Source organism: Cellulomonas sp. GbtcB1 (assembly GCF_019091725.1).
Taxonomy (GTDB): Bacteria; Actinomycetota; Actinomycetes; order Actinomycetales; family Cellulomonadaceae; genus Cellulomonas.
This window is the reverse complement of the sequence record NZ_JAGXJG010000044.1, coordinates 18,879-38,144: the sequence shown is the minus strand read 5'-3', so window position 1 is coordinate 38,144 and position 19,266 is coordinate 18,879. Positions and strand designations below refer to the sequence as shown.

Here is a 19,266-nt window from a genome sequence, read left to right as displayed (position 1 = left end):
ACCCGCCCGCTCCCCCGAGCCGCGGCTGGACGCCGCCGCCCCCGGCGCCGCCCACGCCCCCGCGCCCGCCGCGACCCCCGCGCCGTGGCCCCGGCGCCGCCGTCACCGGCGTGGTCGTCGCGCTCATCCTCATCGGCCTGGCCGCGCTGCTCGCGGCCGACCGGGCCGGCGTCTACGACGGACCCGTCGCGGCCGTGGTCGTCGGCGGCGGCCTGGCCCTCGTCGGCCTGGCGATCATCGTCTCCGGGCTCCGCGGTCGCACCGCGGGCGGCCTGACCGCGCTGGCGATCGTCGGCATCGTCGTCGCCGGCCCCGCGGCGGTCGCGGACGACGCCCGCTGGGGCGACTGGGACCGCTGGGACAACGGCAGCGGGCCGGTGCAGAGCATCGACACCGCCGTGACCTCCCGGGCCGTGGCCGAGCGCGGCTACTCGTTCGGCGTCGGCGACGCCACCGTCGACCTCACCGGGGTCCCGCTCACCGACGACACCCTGACCGTGCCGATCAGCGGCGGTCTCGGCGACGTGACGGTCATCGTCCCCGAGGGCGCCGCGGTCGTCGCGGACGTCAGCTCCGGCGCGGGCAACGTCACCTGGAAGGTCGACGGCAAGAACGAGCGGAGCGACGGCGTCGGCCACGACCGCACCTTCACCAGCGAGGCCATGTCGGGCCGCGAGGACGCCGAGATCGAGCTCACGGTCGAGGTCGGCGTCGGCAGCATCACCATCGAGGAGGACTGATGACCAGCACCGGCCCCGCGGCCCCCCGCCCCGACGGCGCGGACGAGCCCGTCACCGAGCGCATCGAGCGCACCGACGCCGAGAGCCCGGAGGACGCCACCGAGCAGATCGACCGGGTCGACGCGGCTGCGGCCGCCGAGGACGTGGACGACGCCACGCAGCAGATCGACGCCGTCGGCGACACGGCGGTGATCGAGACGCACGACGCCGGCAGGCGGACCGACGCGGCGGACGACACCGCGGTCATCGAGACGCACGACGCCACCCAGCGGATTGACGCGGCCGGCGACACGGCGGTCAACGAGACGCACGACGCCGGCCGGCGAACCGACGACACGGCGGGCGCCGCGACCCACGACACGACGCAGCGGATCGACGCCGTGGGCGACACCGCCCGCCTCGACACCGTCGCAGGGACCCCCTCGGCCGACGACGAGCCGACCGCGACCGGCGCACCGCTGGCGCCCGCGGCACCGGTGCGGGAGTCGTCCTGGGCGGCAGCGCCGGCCGCAGCCCCGTCGACCGGCCCGTCCCCGTACGGGTCCCCGGCCCCGGGCACGCCGGCGTACGGCGCACCCGCGGGCGGCGGCGCGGGGTACGGCGCCCCCGCGTACGGCACCCCGGCGACGCCGTCCCCCGCCCCGGCACCCGTGCCGGAGCCGGAGGACCGCGGCCCGCGGGCGGGCACTGTGGTGTGGGGCCTGATCGTCGCGGCGGTCGGCATCCTGGTGCTCGCCGTCGCGGCGGGCGTCAGCATCGACCTGCAGCTCGCGCTCATCGTGCTGCTGGCCGCGGCGGGCGTCGCCCTCCTGGTCGGCTCGCTCCTGACCGCGGGCCGCCGCAAGCGCCGCGAGCAGCGCGCCGCCCGCTGACCCCGGCGTCGCGTCCGACGCACCGCCCGCGACGCCGGTGCACCGCCCACCGAGCGGTCGACGCGTCGAGCGAGTACTCCGCGAGTACTCGCTCGACGCGTCGACTGCTCGCTCGGCGTCGGGTGGTTCCGGGGCGCGCTGAGCCTCCGAGACCGGGGGCGCGAGATCGGCCTGTGGACGACCGCCGCGCCGCAGGTGCCGTCCGGCAGGGTGGAGGTATGGGCAGCGCCAGGGCACTCGCAGAACCGAGCGCAGCTGCCCTCGCCCCCGTCACCGCCGACGACGTGCGCGCGAGCGGACTGGCAGGGGCGGACCTCCGCCGCGCCGTGCGAGCAGGTGCGTTCGTGCGCGTCCGGTACGGCGCATACGTGCCCAACACGACCTGGGAGTCCGCCGACCGGGCCGAGCGTCACCGCCTCCTCGTCCGCGCCGCGGCCCGGAGCCTCGCAGCACCCGTGTTCGGGTACGAGTCGGCCGCCGCGATCTGGCGGCTCCCGCTGCTCGAGGGATGGCCGTCGGACGTGCAGGTCCTGATCCTGGACGCGCGGGGCACTCCTTCGACCCGCGGCGTGCGGCGACACCGAGTGACCACCCTCCCGGATGTGCGCGCCGTCGACGGCGTGACCGTCACGACGCTCGCCCGCACCGTCGTCGACCTGTCCCGGACAGGGTCCTTCGCGCGCGGGCTCGCACTGGCCGACGACGCTCTGCACCGGCACCGGGTCGACCCGGACGACCTTGCCCGGGAGCTCGCCGCCGCGGGGAGCGGGCGCGGGGTCCGCGCGGCCCGCCGGGTGCTGGCCGACGCGGACGCCGGTGCCGAGTCGCCCGGGGAGTCGCTGAGTCGTGCACGGATGATCGAGCTCGACCTGCCGCGGGCTGCGCTGCAGCGCGAGATGCGCGACAGCAGCGGGCTCGTCGGTCGCGTCGACTTCCTCTGGGAGGTGCTCGGAGTCGTCGGCGAGTTCGACGGCCGGCTGAAGTACCGCGTGGACGGGGTCGGTGACAGCGCCGCCGTCGAGGACAGGGTGTGGGCGGAGAGACGCCGGGAGGACCGGATCCGCGCCACGGGCCTGCGGGTCGTCCGTTGGACGTGGCGCGACGCCCTCGACCCTGGCCGCCTGGCGCGCGTGCTCGCGACCGCCGGGGTCCGCCCCGCCCCCTGACGCACGGCCGGCGCGGCACCGCGCTCGGCGGCGCCGACCCGCCGGCGCCACCTCAGCCCGGCCGCCGCCATACCGGCCCCACCGCACGGTCACGCCGCGCGCTTGCGTCACGCGCCGAGCGGGCACCCGACACGTCGAGCGGGTAGTCAGCGACTACTCGCTCGACGCGTCGACTACTCGCTCGGCGGCAGGTGCCGCGCGGCGCGCGCCGGGCGCGCGGCGGGCGCGGCCCCGTGGACGGCCGAGGGCCGGGACCCCTCGGGGTCCCGGCCCTCGGCCGTGCGGTGCGCGGGTGTCAGGCCCGCACGTCCTCCTCCACGCCCGGCACGGTGCCGGTGGGGCGGGTGGTGTCCGTGGTCGCCACGGCCTTGCGGCCGGCGAGGGCGAACAGCGCCCAGCCGATGAGGATGAACATCACGCCGAGGCCCATGACCAGGGCGGCGACGCCGAAGGCCACGACCGAGGTGAACAGCGAGGCCCGCAGGAAGGACGCGTTCATCGCGACGTCGCGCAGCGGGTCGTCCTGGTCGAGCTCGGCGTAGGTCTTGCCGCCGGTGGCCTCGAGGGCGTGGTGCTGGATGATGTCGGCCTGCGCGAACGCCGTCCACGGGCTGGTGACGGCCTGGCCGCCGAACGCGGCCGCGTCCTCCGAGACGGTGATGTTCTCGTCGGCGAGGTGGCTGGAGACGGAGCCCCAGGTGACGCCGCCGGCGATGATGAGGACGATGCCGGCGATCGCCGTGATGATGCCGATGACGCGAGCAGCCTTCGAGCCGCCCGTCGCTGCCACGGTTGCCATGGTCTTTCCTTCCGCTACCCCCGGTGCGGGACGACCGTCGGTCGACCCGGTGGAACCTGTGAGCCCCACGTGGAAGAGCCTGTCTCCCCCGTCAGCCGCGCCGTGGGACCAAGGTCACGAGACAGCCATCATCTGGGCTTGTGAAGCGGCGCACAAACGCCGGATTTCCGCAGGTCGGGCCTTAGGTCCCCCCTCTGACACCTCGTCAGCCTAGGACATACGTCCTGGTCGAGGGCCCATCCGCGCCGAGTGATCGGCAGACGCACCACGGCCCGGCACCCCTGCCGAGGTACCGGGCCGTGGCACGTCAGCTCACTCCCACTCGATGGTGCCCGGCGGCTTGCTCGTGACGTCGAGCACCACGCGGTTGACCTCGGGGACCTCGTTGGTGATGCGGGTGGAGATCGTCGCCAGCACGTCGTACGGCAGGCGGGTCCAGTCGGCGGTCATGGCGTCCTCGGAGGACACCGGCCGCAGCACGACGGGGTGGCCGTAGGTGCGGCCGTCACCCTGCACGCCCACCGAGCGCACGTCGGCGAGCAGCACGACGGGGCACTGCCAGATGTCGCGGTCCAGGCCGGCGCGGGTGAGCTCCTCGCGGGCGATGACGTCCGCGGCACGGAGCACGTCGAGCCGCTCCTGGGTGACCTCGCCGATGATCCGGATGCCCAGGCCGGGGCCCGGGAACGGCTGGCGCCAGACGATGGCCTCCGGCACGCCGAGCTCCAGCCCGACGGCGCGGACCTCGTCCTTGAACAGGGCGCGCAGCGGCTCGACCAGCTCGAACTGCAGGTCGTCCGGCAGGCCGCCGACGTTGTGGTGGCTCTTGATGTTGGCCGCACCCTCGCCGCCGCCGGACTCGACGACGTCCGGGTACAGGGTGCCCTGGACGAGGAACTTGACCTCGTCGCCGTGGGCGCCCGCCTCCTCGACGACCTCGCGCGCGGCGTCCTCGAACACGCGGATGAACTCGCGGCCGATGATCTTGCGCTTGGTCTCGGGGTCGGTGTGGCCCGCGAGCGCCTGCAGGAACCGCTCGCGCGCGTCGACGACCTTGAGGTTGACGCCGGTGGACGCGACGAAGTCCTGCTCGACCTGCTCGGCCTCGCCGGTGCGCAGCAGGCCGTGGTCGACGAACACGCAGGTGAGCTGGTCGCCGACGGCCTTCTGCACGAGCGCGGCCGCGACGGAGGAGTCGACTCCGCCGGACAGGCCGCAGATGACGCGGGCGCTGCCGACCTGGGCGCGGATCCGCTCGACCTGGTCGGCGATCACGTTGCCCGGGTTCCAGTCGGGCGCCAGGCCGGCGCCCTCGTAGAGGAAGTGCTCGAGCGTGCGCTGGCCGAGCGGCGAGTGCTTGACCTCGGGGTGCCACTGCACGCCGAACAGGCGGCGGGCGCGGTCCTCGAACGCGGCGACCGGGGAGCCGGCCGACGTCGCGAGGACCTCGAAGCCCTCGGGCGCGGCGTGCACGGCGTCGCCGTGGCTCATCCACACGGTCTGCTGCTCGGGGCTGTCGGCGAGGACGGTGCCGGGCGCGACCACCTCGACCGGGGTGCCGCCGTACTCGCGGTTGCCGGTCTGCGCGACCTCGCCGCCGAGGGCCTTGGCCATCGCCTGGAAGCCGTAGCAGATGCCGAGCACGGGGACGCCGGCCTCGAACAGCGCCGGGTCGACGAACGGGGCGCCCTCGGCGTACACCGAGGACGGGCCGCCGGACAGGATGATCGCCGACGGGTCCTTGGCCAGCATGTCCTGCACCGAGGCCGTGTGCGGCACGATCTCGGAGTAGACGCTCGCCTCGCGGACGCGGCGCGCGATCAGCTGCGCGTACTGCGCGCCGAAGTCGACGACGAGGACGGGACGGGGCGAGTCGGTGGGCGGCGGCGCGGGCGTGTCGGGAGCGTCGGTCACCCCACCAGGGTAGTGCGCCCCGCCGACAGCCCGGGACGCGCCGGGCGACCCCGGCGGCGCCCGGCCGACCCCGCGCGACGCGGCGTCAGGAGCCGGAGCGCTCGCCGATCCGGCGCTGCCGGCTGATCTCCTTGCGGAGGCTCTCGTGGAAGTCCTCGGCGACGGCGAGCTGCTCGCGCAACGCCCGGGACCGCTCCTCCGCGGCCAGCCGGTACATGCGCAGGCGCTCGAGCAGCGCCTCGTGCTCCTCGGCGGCGATGCCCGGCTCGTTGATCCGGTCGAGCACCCCGAGCAGGTCACCCATCTCGTCGAGGGAGAAGTCGAGCGGCTTCATGCGCTTGATCAGCTCCAGCCGTGCGATGTCGGGCTCGGTGTACAGGCGGAATCCGCCGTGCGTGCGGGCCGAGGGCCGGACCAGGCCGACCTCCCCGTAGTACCGGATGGTCCGCAGCGACAGGCCGGTGCGCTCGGCGACCTCGCCGATCTGCATGTGGTGCAGGCTCACGGCCACCTCCTTCCGCACCGGGCGGCGTCAGCATAGCCACGCGGGGTCGGCGCCGGCCGGACCGACGTCCCGGGGCCGCCGGGCGCCGCGACCTGGACGCGCGCCCCCCACCCTCCTGTCACGTGAGCGTCGGGTCCCCGTGTGAAGATCCGGTGCCGGTCGTCACCCGCACGGCGCAGCGCCCTTCTCAAACCTCGCAAAGCGGACATACCTTCCGTTACGTGAGGGATGACGCACCGGCGACCGCGCCGACGACCACCGCCGGCACCGGCCTGCCCGGCACGGGCCTGGCGTCGCCGGTGCCCGCCTCCCCCGCCCCTGGTGCCCCCGCCCGGCCCGCTCGGCTGCCCGGCCTCGACGCGCTCCGCGGCCTGGCGGTCGGCCTGGTGCTGCTGAACCACGCCGCGCCCGACGTGTTCGGCGCCGCCGGCGTCCTCGGCGTCACGGTGTTCTTCGCCCTGTCGGGCTGGCTCATCACCGGCGTCCTGATGCGCGACCTCGACCGCGGCGGGCGGATCCGGTTCGGCCGGTTCTACGGCCACCGCCTGCTCCGGCTCTACCCGCCGCTGCTGCTGATGCTCGCGGGCTACGTCGTCGTCGAGGGCGCGTTCGACCTGCTCGGCCAGGCGCACCTGGTGCCGGAGACGCTGATCGCCGCGCTGACGTACACGATCAACATCCCGGGCCTGCCGCACGGCAGCGAGTCGGTCTACCACTTCTGGACCCTCGCCGCGGAGGAGCAGTTCTACCTGGTGTGGCCCCTGGTGCTGGCCTGGGCGTGGCGCCGCGGGTGGCTGCGCGCCACCACCGGCGTCGCCGTCGCCGCGGCGCTGGCCGCCTGCATGGTGACGCTCCTGCTCGTCGTGCCGGACGTGGCCCGGGTGTACGCCCTGCCGACGTCGTGGGGGGCCGCCCTGCTCATCGGCTGCGCGGGGTACCTGGGGCGCACCGCGCTGGCCGCCCGGCTGCCGCAGACGGTCCGCGCCCGTCGCGCGGTGCAGGCCGGGATCGTGGTGGCGCTGCTCGGCGGCACGCTGCTCAGCGGGCTGGCCGGGCACACCGCCTGGTACCTGCTGGGCGTCCCCGCGGTGGCCGTCGCCACCGTCGTGCTGATCAGCTACGTCGGCGGCTGGCGGACGCTGCCGTCGCGCTGGCTCCGGCCCGCGGTCGCGCTCGGCACGGTGTCGTACGCGGCCTACCTGTGGAACGGCGCGATCGTGCGCTGGCTCGGGCACCCAGACGACCTCGGCGGGATCGCGCTCGGCGTCGGGCTGACCCTGCTGGCGGCGACCGCGAGCTGGTGGCTGGTCGAGCGCCCCGTGGCCCGGTGGCGCGCGCGCCGGTCGGCGGCCGCCGCGGCCTGACCCGGCGGCGGCTCAGCCCAGGCGGGCCTGCGCGTCGGCGTGCACCCGGCGCTCGAGGATGAACGACATGACCGGCACGACGCCCGCGAGCGCCATCGTCACGAGCCGGCCCAGCGACCAGCGCATCGCCGACCAGAGCTGCACGACCGTGAACAGGTACACCACGTAGATCCAGCCGTGCACGATCGCGATCCAGGTGCCCAGCACCGGCAGCGGCGACCCGGTCGCCGGGTCGACGCCGTTCGCGTGGAACACGTACTTGAGCACCATCTCCAGGCACAGCACCAGCAGCATCGTGCCGGTGACGAACGCCATCACGCGGTAGCGCGTCAGCCGGCCGGCCGCGGCCGGGTGCACGGGGGCCGGGCGCGCCGCGGCGGCGGCGGGGGCGGGCGTGGGCTGGCCGGTGGGCTCGGTCATCGCAGCAGGTCTCCTCGGGCGGGGGCGGGACGCTCCGACGATTCTCGCTCACGCGGCGGGCGTCGTGGCCGACGGCGGCGCCCCGCGGCGGCGTCCACCGGTCAAAACGCTTGCCGCTGTGTCGGGGGTCACCCGTAGCGTTGACCGACGTGCGACCCCTCCCCCAGCCCGACCCCGGCCGACCGCCGCTGACCGGCCCCTGGCGCCTCATGCTCTGGCAGGGGCGCCGGCAGCTCGGCGTGCTCGCGGGCGCGACCGCGGTCGCCGTCGTCGGCAACGTGGCCGCCGCCCTGCTCCCGTGGCAGCTCGGGCGCGTCGTCGACGACGGGCTCGACGACGGCCTGGGCGCCGCGCTGTGGCTCGGCTGCCTCGGGGTGTTCGCGCTCGGCATGGTGCAGGTCGGCACGAACGTGTGGGGCCACCGGCTCGACGTCGAGAACTGGCTGCGCGCCGCGTTCGCGTCCTCGCAGCAGGTCGGCCACCACGTGACCCGGACCGGCGACGCCGTGACCGACGAGCTGCCGACCGGCGAGGTCGTCGCCACGGTCGCCTCCGACGCGCTCCGGATGGGCGAGGTGTACGCCATCCTCCCCCGCCTCGTCGGCGGCATCGCGGCCTACCTGGTGCTCGGCGCCGTGCTGCTGAGCACGTCGGTGCCGCTCGGCCTCCTCGTGCTGCTCGGGCTGCCGGTCGTCGTCGCGGTGCTGTCGCTGCTTGTCCGCCCGCTGCAGAGGCGGCAGGCGGAGCAGCGCGAGGCGACCGGGCGGCTCACCACGCTCGGCGCGGACACCGTCTCCGGCCTGCGGATCCTGCGCGGCATCGGCGGCGAGGACGTGTTCTCCGGCCGGTACCGGGCCCAGTCGCAGCAGGTGCGCGCCGCCGGCGTGCGGGTGTCGCAGACCCAGTCGCTGCTCGACGCGCTGCAGACGCTGCTGCCCGGGCTGTTCCTCGCGGTGGTCGTGTGGGCCGGGGCGCGGCTCGCGATCAGCGGCGACATCACGCCGGGCCAGCTCGTCGCGTTCTACGGCTTCGCGGCGTTCCTCACCCAGCCGCTGTGGACCGCGAGCGAGGCGATCCGCGTGGTCACCCGCGCGGTGGTCGGCGCGCGCAAGATCATCCGCGTGCTGTCGGTGCGCGTCGCGGGCTCCGACGACCCCGCGACCCCGGCCCCGTCGCCCGCGACCGGCGAGCCGCTGGTCGACGAGGGCAGCGGGCTGGTCGTGCGGCCGGGCCGGATCACCGCGCTGGTGAGCGCCGACCCGGACGAGACCGCGCGGCTCGCGCTGCGGCTGGGCCGGCTGGGTCCGGCGCGGCACGGCGGGGCGGACGACGAGGACCTCGACGACTCCGGCCAGGACGGGACGCTGGTCGACGCGCGCGACGCCGCGCCCGACCCCGGCCTGTCCCGCGTCCGTTGGGGCCGCGCCCTGCTCACCGAGCTCGGCCTCGCCGAGGTCCGGGACCGCGTCGTGGTCGCCGAGTCGACCCCGCACCTGTTCACCGGCCTGCTGGCCGACGAGCTCGACGTGCGCGGCGGCGCCGACCGCGAGGCCCTGCTCGAGGCCATGCGCGTCGCCGACGCGGGCGACGTGCTCGACTCGGTGCCCGGCGGCCTGGACGGCGAGGTCGAGGAGAAGGGCCGCTCGCTCTCGGGCGGCCAGCGGCAGCGCGTCGCCCTCGCCCGCGCGCTGCTCACCGGCGCGGAGGTGCTCGTGCTGATCGAGCCGACCAGCGCCGTCGACGCCCACACCGAGGCGCGGATCGCCCGCCGGCTCGCCGACGCCCGCCGCGGTGCGACGACGGTCGTCGTGACCGCCAGCCCGCTGGTGCTCGACGTCGTCGACGAGGTGGCGCTGGTCGCCGGCGGGCGGGTCGTCGCGACCGGCACGCACCGCGACCTCGTCACGGCGCGCGACGCGACCGGCGCGGCGTACCGCTCGGTGGTGTCCCGCGCCGAGGACGAGCAGGGCGACGACGCCCGCCCCGGGACGCCGGCCGGGGACGGCGCGATCCCCACGACCACGACCCCCGCGACGACCGACGAGGAGGACCGCCGTGAAGCTGCCCGTCGCTGACGCCCCCGCGCTGCGCCGGCACACCGCCGCGCTGCTCCGCCGGCACCGCCGCGGCCTCGGCGTGGTCGTGCTGCTGCACGTGCTCGCCGCCACCGCCGGCCTGGCCGGCCCGTGGCTGCTCGGCCGGCTGGTCGACGCGGTGGTCTCCGGCACCACCACGTCGGTCGTCGACCGGACGGTCCTCGTGCTGATCGTCGCGGTGCTCGCTCAGACGGTGCTCATCCGGTACGCGCAGCGCGCCGCGATGGTGCTCGGCGAGTCGGTGTTCGCCGAGCTCCGCGAGGAGTTCGTCGCCACGGTCACCCGGCTGCCGCTGTCCACGGTCGAGCGCGCCGGCACCGGCGACCTCGTCGCGCGCACCACCACCGACATCGACCGCGTCCAGTACACGGTCCGGTTCGGCGTGCCTCGCCTGCTGGTCACGGCCGCGACGATCGTGCTCACGCTGTTCGCCGCGTTCGCCACGAACGCGCTGGTCGCCATCGGCCTGCTTGCGGGCGTCCCGCTGCTGCTGGCGGTGACGCGCTGGTACCTGCGCCGCGCGGCCCCGGCCTACCTGCGCGAGTCCGCCGCGTACGCCACGCTCAACGGCACCATCACGGAGTCCGTCGAGGGCGCGCGCACCGTCGACGCCCTGGGCCTCGGCGCGCGCCGCCGCGCCCGGGTGGACGCCGACCTGCGCGAGGCGTTCGCGGCCGAGAGCGCCACGCTCAACCTGCGCTCGGTGCTGTTCCCCGGCGTCGACACGTCGTTCGTGCTGCCGGTCGTCGCGGTGCTCGCCTGGGGCGCGTACCTCATCTCGACGGGCCACGCCACGATCGGCGCGGTCACGACCATCGCGCTCTACGCGACGCAGATCATCCACCCCATCGGCGAGCTCATCTTCTGGCTGGACGAGATCCAGGTCGGCGCGACGTCGCTCGCCCGGATCCTCGGTGTCGCCGACGTGGCCCCCGACCGCACCGCGCGCGACGCCCGGCCCGCGGGCTCGGACGTGACCGCGCGCGGCGTCCGGTACGCCTACCGCGAGGGGCACGACGTGCTGCACGGCATCGACCTGGGCCTGCGCCCGGGCGAGCGGCTCGCGGTCGTCGGCCCCTCGGGCGCGGGCAAGTCGACGCTGGGCCGGATGCTCGCGGGCATCCACCCGCCCACGGGCGGGTCGGTCACCGTGGGCGAGGTGCCGCTGGTCGACCTGCCGCTCGACGAGCTGCGCGGCCACGTCGCCCTGGTCACCCAGGAGCACCACGTGTTCGTCGGCCCGCTCGCGGACAACCTGCGGCTCGCCGACCCCGAGGCCGACGACGCGGCGCTCGAGCGGGCGCTGCGCGCGGTCGACGCGTGGGACTGGGTGCGGGCGCTGCCCGAGGGCCTCGCCACGCCGGTCGGCTCCGGCGGCACCGCGCTGACCCCGGCGCAGGCGCAGCAGATCGCCCTCGCCCGGCTCGTGCTGCTCGACCCGCACACCCTCGTGCTCGACGAGGCGACCTCGCTCCTCGACCCCCGCGCCGCGCGGCACCTGGAGCGGTCGCTCTCCGCCGTGCTCGAGGGCCGCACGGTCGTCGCGATCGCGCACCGGTTGCACACCGCCCACGACGCGGACCGGGTCGCCGTCGTCGACGCGGGCCGGATCAGCGAGATCGGGCCGCACGACGAGCTGGTCGCCGCCGGCGGGGACTACGCCTCGCTCTGGCACTCCTGGCAGCGGGAGTAGGGCGGGCGGCCGGCGGGAGCGGTGCGCGCGGGCCGCCAGGGTCCTGACCAGCGCCAGGCCCGCCGCCGCGGCGATCAGCCCCGCGGCTGCCACCAGCGCCACGGCTGCCACCAGCGCCACGGCTGCCACCGCCGCCGAGGCCACGGCCAGCACCACGTACCCGCAGCCCGCCACGACGGCCGCGCGCCACCTCCACCGCGGGTCCGGACCGCCCTCGGGGCCGGCCGCCAGCGCCGCGCTGATCGCGGCGCGCCGCGGTGAGTCGGACGCATCGCGGTGAGGTCGTCACATCGTGGTGAGGTCGTCACACACGAGTGACGACCTCACCAAGTCGTGACGACCTCACCAGGTAGTGACGACCTCACCAGGTCGTGACGACCTCACCAGGGCGTGATGACCTCGCGGGGACGCGGCGGTCGGGTCAGGTGCTCGGCGCCCGGTCCCCGGGCGCCGGCTCCTGCTCGGCCGCGGGGTCCCGCCCGGTCGCCGGCTCCGCGCCCGACGCGCCCGACGCGTCCGACGCGTCCGACGCGTCCGACGCGTCCGACCCGGCTTCCGGCTCCGCCTCCGGGTCGAACGCCCCCGAGAGCCGCAGCACCTCGTCCTTGAGCAGCCGCACCCACAGGAACACCGCGAACCCGCCGAACACGAACCACTGCGCGGCGTACCCGAGGTTCTGGATGTTGAGCCCGGTCCCCGACCGCGTCGGCGGCGGCAGCAGCTCGATCGTCACGTCCTGCGCGGGCTGCGAGCTGGTCAGCACCGCGTAGCCGGTCCAGATCGGGCCGCCCCACACGCCGAGCAGCTCGGCGGACGAGATCGAGTCGGTCGTCCCCGCGGCCTGCGTCCCGTGCTCGGCGCCGGAGTCCTCGGACGCCTGCAGGTACCCCGTCACCGTCACGGTCCCGGAGGGCACCTCGAGCCCCGGCGCCGCGGGGTCGTCGCCCGCGACCCAGCCGCGCACCACCGGCAGGACGGCCCCGTCGACGGCCGGGTCGTCGGACGCCACCCGCAGGGGCGTGAGCACCAGCGAGCCCGTGCGGCCGTCCAGCGCGCGGTCGCGCACCAGCAGCTGCCCGTCGGCCTCGTACCGGCCCATCACCTCGACGCGGCGCCCGACCAGCGCGCCCTCGAAGGTCGTCTGCGGCAGCAGCACCTCGGCGATCGGCACGGGCTCCTGGGCCTCGACCTCGGCGAGCTTCGCGGCCTGCGCGGCGGCGCCCCGCACCTCCGCGCGCTCGAGCTGCCAGGCGCCGAGCCGCCCGCAGACGGCGGCGACGGCGAGGAACAGTACGAGCAGCCCGATCATCCGGGGCGTGCGGGCGACCCGCCACAGCGTCGGCGGCGGCTCCGCGGGCGGGGTCGGGGGCACCCCGTCACGGTACCCGGCGCGGCTGGGCGAGCGTTCCCCGCGAGCGCCTCGGAGGCACGTCGTCGCAGGTGACGCGCCCCACAGGCACCTGGCGACCCAGGCCTGGTGCGCCCGGAAGGGGGATGAGGTTGGATGGTTGACGGCCGCCTCGCGCGGCCACGGGGCGCCCCTAGGTCGGACGTCCCGGCTCGCGACGCGAGGCGCCGCAAGGCTGGTGTGGCCCGGCGGGGGGTGCTCGACCGGGCCCACGGCACATCCGTGGTTCTGCGAAACGGGGAGAGAGCATGACTACGACGACGTCGAGGCCCGAGACCTGGCGGGCCGGTTCCGGCCAGCCGGTGTCGGATGAGACGCTCCGACGGATCGACGCCTGGTGGCGGACGGCCAACTACCTGTCGGTCGGGCAGATCTACCTGCTGGCCAACCCGCTGCTGCGCGAGCCGCTGACCAAGGACCACGTGAAGCCGCGGCTCCTGGGTCACTGGGGCACGACGCCCGGTCTGAACTTCCTGTACGCGCACCTGAACCGCGTGATCGCGGAGCGCCAGCAGTCGACGCTCTACCTGACCGGCCCCGGCCACGGCGGCCCGGGACTGGTCGCCAGCGCCTACCTGGACGGCACGTACTCCGAGGTCTACTCGGACATCACGCCGGACGAGGAGGGCGTGCGCCGCCTGTTCCGCCAGTTCTCCTTCCCGGGCGGCATCCCGTCGCATGTGGCCCCGGAGACCCCCGGGTCGATCCACGAGGGCGGCGAGCTCGGCTACGCGCTGTCCCACGCGTACGGCGCGGCGTTCGACAACCCGGACCTGCTGGTCGCGGCCGTCGTCGGCGATGGCGAGGCCGAGACCGGCCCGCTGGCGACGTCCTGGCACTCGAACAAGTTCATCGACCCGGCCAAGGACGGCGTCGTGCTGCCGATCCTGCACCTCAACGGGTACAAGATCGCGAACCCGACCGTCCTGGCGCGGATCCCCGAGGAGGAGCTCCTCGACCTCATGCGCGGGTACGGCCACAAGCCGCACCTGTTCGTCGGCGGCTTCGACGGCGAGGACCACGCGGCCGTGCACGCCCGGTTCGCCGAGCTGCTCGACGTCGTGCTGGACGAGATCGCCGAGATCAAGGCGCGCGCCGCCGCGGGCGACGAGTCCCGCCCGGCCTGGCCGATGATCGTCTTCAAGACCCCCAAGGGCTGGACCTGCCCGCCCGTCATCGACGACAAGCAGGTCGAGAACTCCTGGCGCTCGCACCAGGTCCCGCTGGCCAGCGCCCGCGACACCGACGAGCACCTGCAGGTCCTCGAGGGCTGGCTGCAGTCGTACCGCCCGGAGGAGCTGTTCGAGGCGGACGGCTCGGTCAAGGCGGACATCACCGCCCTGTCCCCCGGCGGCACCCTGCGCATGAGCGACAACCCGCACGCCAACGGCGGCCTGCTGCTCAAGGACCTGCGGCTGCCCGACTTCCGCGACTTCGCGGTCGAGGTGCCGGTGCCCGGCGGCTCGATCTCCGAGGCCACGCGCGAGCTCGGCAAGTACCTCACCGAGGTCATCCGGCGGAACCCGGACAACTTCCGGATCTTCGGCCCGGACGAGACGGCGTCCAACCGCCTGCAGGCCGTCTTCGACGTGACGAACAAGCAGTGGAACGCCGAGTACCTGCCGACCGACGTCGACGACCACCTGGCGCGCATGGGCCGCGTCGTCGAGATGCTGTCCGAGCACCAGTGCCAGGGCTGGCTCGAGGGCTACCTGCTGACGGGCCGCCACGGCCTGATCACCAGCTACGAGGCCTTCATCCACATCGTCGACTCGATGTTCAACCAGCACGCGAAGTGGCTGAAGGTCACCAACCACATCCCGTGGCGCCGGCCGATCGCGTCGCTGAACTACCTGCTGTCCAGCCACGTGTGGCGCCAGGACCACAACGGGTTCAGCCACCAGGACCCGGGCTTCATCGACCACGTGGTCAACAAGAAGGCCGAGATCGTCCGGGTGTACCTGCCGCCGGACGCGAACACCCTGCTGTCGACCTACGACCACTGCCTGCGCAGCCGGCAGTACGTCAACGTCGTGGTGTCCGGCAAGCAGCCCGCGCCGAACTTCCTGTCGATGGACGAGGCGGTGGCGCACTGCACCCGCGGCCTCGGCATCTGGGAGTGGGCGGGCACCGAGGTCGAGGGCGAGGACCCGGACGTGGTCCTCGGCTGCGCCGGCGACGTGCCGACCCTGGAGGTGCTGGCGGCGGCGCACATCCTGCGCGAGGAGCTGCCCGACCTCAAGGTCCGCGTGGTCAACGTCGTCGACCTCATGCGGCTGCAGGACGAGCGGGAGCACCCGCACGGCCTGTCGGACCGCGACTTCAACACGCTGTTCACGACGGACAAGCCGATCGTGTTCGCGTACCACGGCTACCCGTGGCTGATCCACCGCCTGACGTACCGCCGCAAGGGGCACAAGAACCTGCACGTGCGGGGGTACAAGGAGGAGGGCACGACCACCACGCCGTTCGACATGGTCATGCTCAACGACCTCGACCGGTTCCACCTGGTGATCGACGTCATCGACCAGGTGCCGTCGCTCGGCTCGAAGTACGCGGGCCTGCGGCAGCGCATGGTCGACGCGCGGCTCCGGGCGCACGACTACACCCGCAAGCACGGGGAGGACCTCCCCGAGGTGCGCGACTGGGTGTGGCCGGACGCCGGCGAGACCGGCACCGAGGAGGGCGGCCCGCAGCAGTCCACCGCCACCCTGTCGACGGGCGGCGACAACGAGTAGTCCCGACGTGGCCGATGGCCCGCACCACCCCGGTGCGGGCCATCGGTCGTCTGGGACCTAGGTCACACGGGGCGGCCGTCGGACGGCCGGGAGGGACCCCGGGTGGCCCGCGTCACCCGCGCCGGGGCGCCACTCACCGGCGCGCGTCCGGCAGAATTCATCCCACCACCTGACGGCCGGCGACCCCGGCCCAAGCCGACGAGGAAGAAGCCCACCCGTGGCCCGCAGCATCTACGTCACGTCCCCCGAGGGGGACACCGGCAAGTCGACCGTCGCCCTCGGCCTGGTCGACCTGCTGACCCGCACCGTGCAGAAGGTCGGCGTGTTCCGGCCCATCGCGCGCTCCACCGAGACCCGCGACTACGTGCTGGAGCTGCTGCTCGCCCACGACGGCGTCGACCTGTCCTACGAGGACTGCATCGGCACCAGCTACGAGGCCGTGCACCACGACCCCGAGGCGGCGCTCGCCACCATCGTGCAGCGGTACCACGCGGTCGCCCGCGACTGCGACGTGGTGGTCGTCGTCGGCACGGACTACACCGACATCGCCGGCCCGGCCGAGCTCGGCTTCAACGCCCGGATCGCGGCGAACCTCGGCGCGCCGGTCCTGCTGTGCGTCAAGGGCCAGGGCCGCTCCCCCGAGGAGGTCCGCCAGGTCGCCGAGGTCGCCGCCGCCGAGCTCGAGGCCGGGCACGCGCAGGTCGTCGCGATCGTCGCCAACCGGTGCGACCCCGAGAACCTCGACGCGATCCGCGCCGAGCTGTCCACCCGCGCCACCGCGTGGGCGCTGCCCGAGGAGCCGTTCCTCGTCGCCCCCACGGTCCGCCAGCTCATGGAGTCCGTCGACGGCACCCTGATCGGCGGCGACGCCCAGCTGCTGCCCCGCGAGGCCACCGACGTCCTGGTCGGCGCCATGTCGATCGAGCACCTGCTGGAGCGGCTGTCCGACGGCGTCGTCGTGATCGTCCCGGGCGACCGGTCCGACATCCTGCTCGGCCTGCTCATGGCGCACGCCGCCGACGGCTTCCCGTCGCTGTCCGGCATCATCCTCAACGGCGGCTTCGAGCCGCCGGCGACGGTGTCCCGCCTGGTCGACGGCCTCGGCAGCCGGCTGCCGATCATCCGCACCGAGCTCGGGACCTTCGCCTCCGCGTCCGCCGCCGCCGGCACCCGCGGCCGGCTGTCCGCCGACTCGCAGCGCAAGGTCGACACCGCCCTCGCGCTGTTCGAGAAGCACACCGACGCCGAGGAGGCCCTGGCCGCCCTCGAGGTGCCGGCCCCCGAGGTCGTCACGCCGCTCATGTTCGAGTACGAGCTGCTCGACCGGGCCCGGTCCGACCGCAAGCACGTCGTGCTCCCCGAGGGCAGCGACGACCGCATCCTGCGCGCCGCGTCCACCCTGCTGCAGCGCGAGGTCGCCGACCTGACGATCCTCGGCGACGAGGCGTCCATCCGGACCCGCGCCACCGAGCTCGGACTGGACCTGTCCGCCGCGAAGGTCATCGACCCGAAGGCCGGCCAGCTGCTCGAGCGGTTCGCCGCCGAGTACACCGAGCTGCGCAAGCACAAGGGCATGACGGTCGAGCGGGCGCGCGAGATCGTGTCCTCGGTGTCGTACTTCGGCACGATGATGGTGCAGCTCGGCCTCGCCGACGGCATGGTCTCCGGCGCCGCGCACACCACCGCGCACACCATCAAGCCGTCCTTCGAGATCATCAAGACCACCCCCGGCACCTCCGTGGTGTCCTCGGTGTTCCTCATGTGCCTCGAGGACCGGGTCCTGGTCTACGGGGACTGCGCCGTGAACCCCGACCCGACGGCCGAGCAGCTCGCGGACATCGCGATCTCCTCCGCCGAGACCGCCGCGCAGTTCGGCATCGAGCCGCGCATCGCGATGCTGTCCTACTCCACCGGCTCGTCCGGCTCGGGCGCGGACGTGGACAAGGTCCGCACCGCCACCGAGCTCGTGCGCGAGCGGCGCCCCGACCTCAGCGTCGAGGGCCCGATCCAGTACGACGCCGCCGTCGACGCCTCGGTCGCCCAGACCAAGATGCCCGACTCCGCCGTCGCCGGCCGCGCCACCGTCTTCGTGTTCCCGGACCTCAACACCGGCAACAACACCTACAAGGCCGTGCAGCGCTCCGCCGGCGCCGTGGCCGTCGGCCCGGTGCTCCAGGGCCTGCGCAAGCCCGTCAACGACCTGTCCCGGGGCGCCCTGGTGCAGGACATCGTCAACACCGTCGCCATCACGGCGATCCAGGCCCAGGCCATGGGCGCGACCCCGGAAGGCTCGAAGTGAACCACGTCCTCGTCATCAACTCCGGCTCCTCGTCCATCAAGTACCAGCTGGTCGACGCCACCTCCGGCGACGCGCTCGCCTCCGGCATCGTCGAGCGCATCGGCCTCGAGGTCGGCAAGGTCAAGCACGAGGGCCCGAACGGGGCGACCGTGCTCGAGCAGCCCGTCCCGGACCACGAGACCGGCATGCGCCTCGTCCTCGGCCTGTTCGAGGAGCAGGGCCCGCAGCTCCGCGAGGAGGACCTCACCGCCGTCGGCCACCGCGTCGTCCAGGGCGGTGACGTCTTCGACGGCCCGGCCGTGATCGACGACGCCGTCCTCGCGCAGATCGACGAGCTCTCCCCGCTCGCGCCGCTGCACAACCCGGCGAACGTCGCGGGCATCCAGGCCGCGCGGCACGCGTTCCCGAACATCCCGCACGTGGCCGTCTTCGACACCGCGTTCCACCGCACGATGCCGCCGGCCGCGTACACCTACGCGATCGACCAGGAGGTCGCGAAGCAGTACAAGATCCGCCGGTACGGCGCGCACGGCACCTCGCACCTGTACGTGTCCCGCGCGACCGCCGAGTTCCTGGGCAAGCCGCTCGAGGAGCTCAACACGATCGTCCTGCACCTCGGCAACGGCGCCTCGGCGTCGGCCGTCCGCGGCGGCGCCTGCATCGACACCTCGATGGGCCTGACCCCGCTCGAGGGCCTGGTCATGGGCACCCGGTCCGGCGACATCGACCCGGCCGTGCTGTTCCACCTGGCCCGGGTCGGCGGCTACACGATCGACCAGCTGGACGAGCTGCTCAACCGGAAGTCCGGCATGCTCGGCCTGTCCGGCTACACCGACATGCGCGACGTGCACGACGCCGTGGCCGCGGGCGACGAGCGGGTGAAGACCGCCCTCGACGTCTACTACCACCGCATCAAGGGCTACGTCGGCAAGTACTACGCCGAGCTCGGCCGCGTCGACGTCATCACGTTCACCGCCGGCATCGGCGAGAACGACGACATCGTCCGGCTCAACGCCCTGGCGGGCCTGGAGCGCCTCGGCATCCAGGTCGACCCGGAGCGCAACGCCGGCCGGATCAAGGAGCCGAAGGTCATCTCCCCCGACGGCGCCGAGGTCACCGTGCTGGTGATCCCGACGAACGAGGAGCTCGAGATCGCCCGGCAGTCGGTCGCGGCGATCGCCTGACGCCGCGCGCGCCTCGCGCCGCACCACAGGGCCCGTCCCGGCACGTCCGGGGCGGGCCCTCGGCGTCC

The 19,266-nt window shown here is 74.5% G+C and carries 14 protein-coding genes; 9 read left to right on the top strand and 5 right to left on the bottom strand.

What is annotated here, in order from left to right:
• The 3 genes from KVT14_RS14890 to KVT14_RS14880 form a co-directional block, all read left to right on the top strand.
• Window positions 1–740, top strand: a 740-nt coding sequence (locus tag KVT14_RS14890) for a LiaF domain-containing protein (protein ID WP_217616380.1), incomplete at its 5' end; no start/stop codon positions are given.
• Entirely contained in the window at window positions 740–1,612 is an 873-nt protein-coding gene (locus KVT14_RS22495) for a hypothetical protein (RefSeq protein ID WP_254630993.1), read from the top strand. The genes KVT14_RS14890 and KVT14_RS22495, both read left to right, overlap by 1 nt.
• Before the next feature lie 368 nt (window positions 1,613–1,980).
• Complete coding sequence (locus KVT14_RS14880) at window positions 1,981–2,778, top strand: hypothetical protein (protein ID WP_217616379.1); 798 nt, start codon at window positions 1,981–1,983, stop codon at window positions 2,776–2,778.
• 295 nt (window positions 2,779–3,073) lie between these two features.
• On the opposite strand, the gene KVT14_RS14875 is transcribed toward KVT14_RS14880, so the two are convergent.
• The 3 genes from KVT14_RS14875 to KVT14_RS14865 all read right to left on the bottom strand — a co-directional run bounded on the left by KVT14_RS14875 (window position 3,074) and on the right by KVT14_RS14865 (window position 5,996).
• Window positions 3,074–3,577 (bottom strand): aromatic ring-opening dioxygenase LigA, encoded by a 504-nt coding sequence (locus KVT14_RS14875; protein ID WP_254630992.1) that lies wholly within the window; start codon window positions 3,575–3,577, stop codon window positions 3,074–3,076.
• Between the two features lie 312 nt (window positions 3,578–3,889).
• Window positions 3,890–5,491: a glutamine-hydrolyzing GMP synthase gene (gene guaA, locus KVT14_RS14870; RefSeq protein ID WP_217616378.1), complete on the bottom strand. Its 1,602-nt coding sequence runs from the start codon at window positions 5,489–5,491 to the stop codon at window positions 3,890–3,892.
• An 85-nt stretch (window positions 5,492–5,576) separates the two neighbouring features.
• The gene (locus KVT14_RS14865; RefSeq protein ID WP_308161096.1) at window positions 5,577–5,996 is read right to left on the bottom strand and encodes a MerR family transcriptional regulator; all 420 of its coding nucleotides are present in this window, start codon (window positions 5,994–5,996) and stop codon (window positions 5,577–5,579) included.
• A 221-nt stretch (window positions 5,997–6,217) separates the two neighbouring features.
• Between KVT14_RS14865 and KVT14_RS14860 the strand changes: the two genes are divergently transcribed.
• Entirely contained in the window at window positions 6,218–7,360 is a 1,143-nt protein-coding gene (locus KVT14_RS14860; protein ID WP_308161095.1) for an acyltransferase, read from the top strand.
• Between the two features lie 12 nt (window positions 7,361–7,372).
• Here KVT14_RS14860 and KVT14_RS14855 read toward each other — a convergent pair whose 3' ends face one another.
• A complete protein-coding gene (locus KVT14_RS14855) occupies window positions 7,373–7,780 on the bottom strand; it encodes a DUF3817 domain-containing protein (protein ID WP_217616377.1) in 408 nt (135 codons plus the stop codon).
• Between the two features lie 149 nt (window positions 7,781–7,929).
• On the opposite strand from KVT14_RS14855, the gene KVT14_RS14850 reads away from it, so the two are divergent.
• Entirely contained in the window at window positions 7,930–9,855 is a 1,926-nt protein-coding gene (locus KVT14_RS14850) for an ABC transporter ATP-binding protein (protein ID WP_308161094.1), read from the top strand.
• On the top strand, window positions 9,836–11,569 hold the full coding sequence (locus KVT14_RS14845) for an ABC transporter ATP-binding protein (protein WP_217616376.1): 1,734 nt from the start codon (window positions 9,836–9,838) through the stop codon (window positions 11,567–11,569). Before KVT14_RS14850 ends, KVT14_RS14845 begins: the two co-directional genes overlap by 20 nt.
• A 421-nt stretch (window positions 11,570–11,990) precedes the next feature.
• On the opposite strand, the gene KVT14_RS14835 is transcribed toward KVT14_RS14845, so the two are convergent.
• Window positions 11,991–12,941, bottom strand: coding sequence for an SURF1 family protein (locus KVT14_RS14835; RefSeq protein WP_308161093.1), 951 nt, complete (start codon window positions 12,939–12,941; stop codon window positions 11,991–11,993).
• Between the two features lie 284 nt (window positions 12,942–13,225).
• On the opposite strand from KVT14_RS14835, the gene KVT14_RS14830 reads away from it, so the two are divergent.
• The 3 genes from KVT14_RS14830 (at window position 13,226) to KVT14_RS14820 (ending at window position 19,198) form a co-directional block, all read left to right on the top strand.
• Window positions 13,226–15,715 carry a phosphoketolase gene (locus KVT14_RS14830; protein ID WP_217616375.1) on the top strand — a complete coding sequence of 830 codons (2,490 nt, stop codon included), beginning with the start codon at window positions 13,226–13,228 and terminating at the stop codon, window positions 15,713–15,715.
• 217 nt (window positions 15,716–15,932) lie between these two features.
• Complete coding sequence (pta, locus tag KVT14_RS14825; protein ID WP_217616374.1) at window positions 15,933–18,014, top strand: phosphate acetyltransferase; 2,082 nt, start codon at window positions 15,933–15,935, stop codon at window positions 18,012–18,014.
• Window positions 18,011–19,198: an acetate/propionate family kinase gene (locus KVT14_RS14820; RefSeq protein ID WP_217616373.1), complete on the top strand. Its 1,188-nt coding sequence runs from the start codon at window positions 18,011–18,013 to the stop codon at window positions 19,196–19,198. Before pta ends, KVT14_RS14820 begins: the two co-directional genes overlap by 4 nt.
• Window positions 19,199–19,266: the final 68 nt, after the last annotated feature.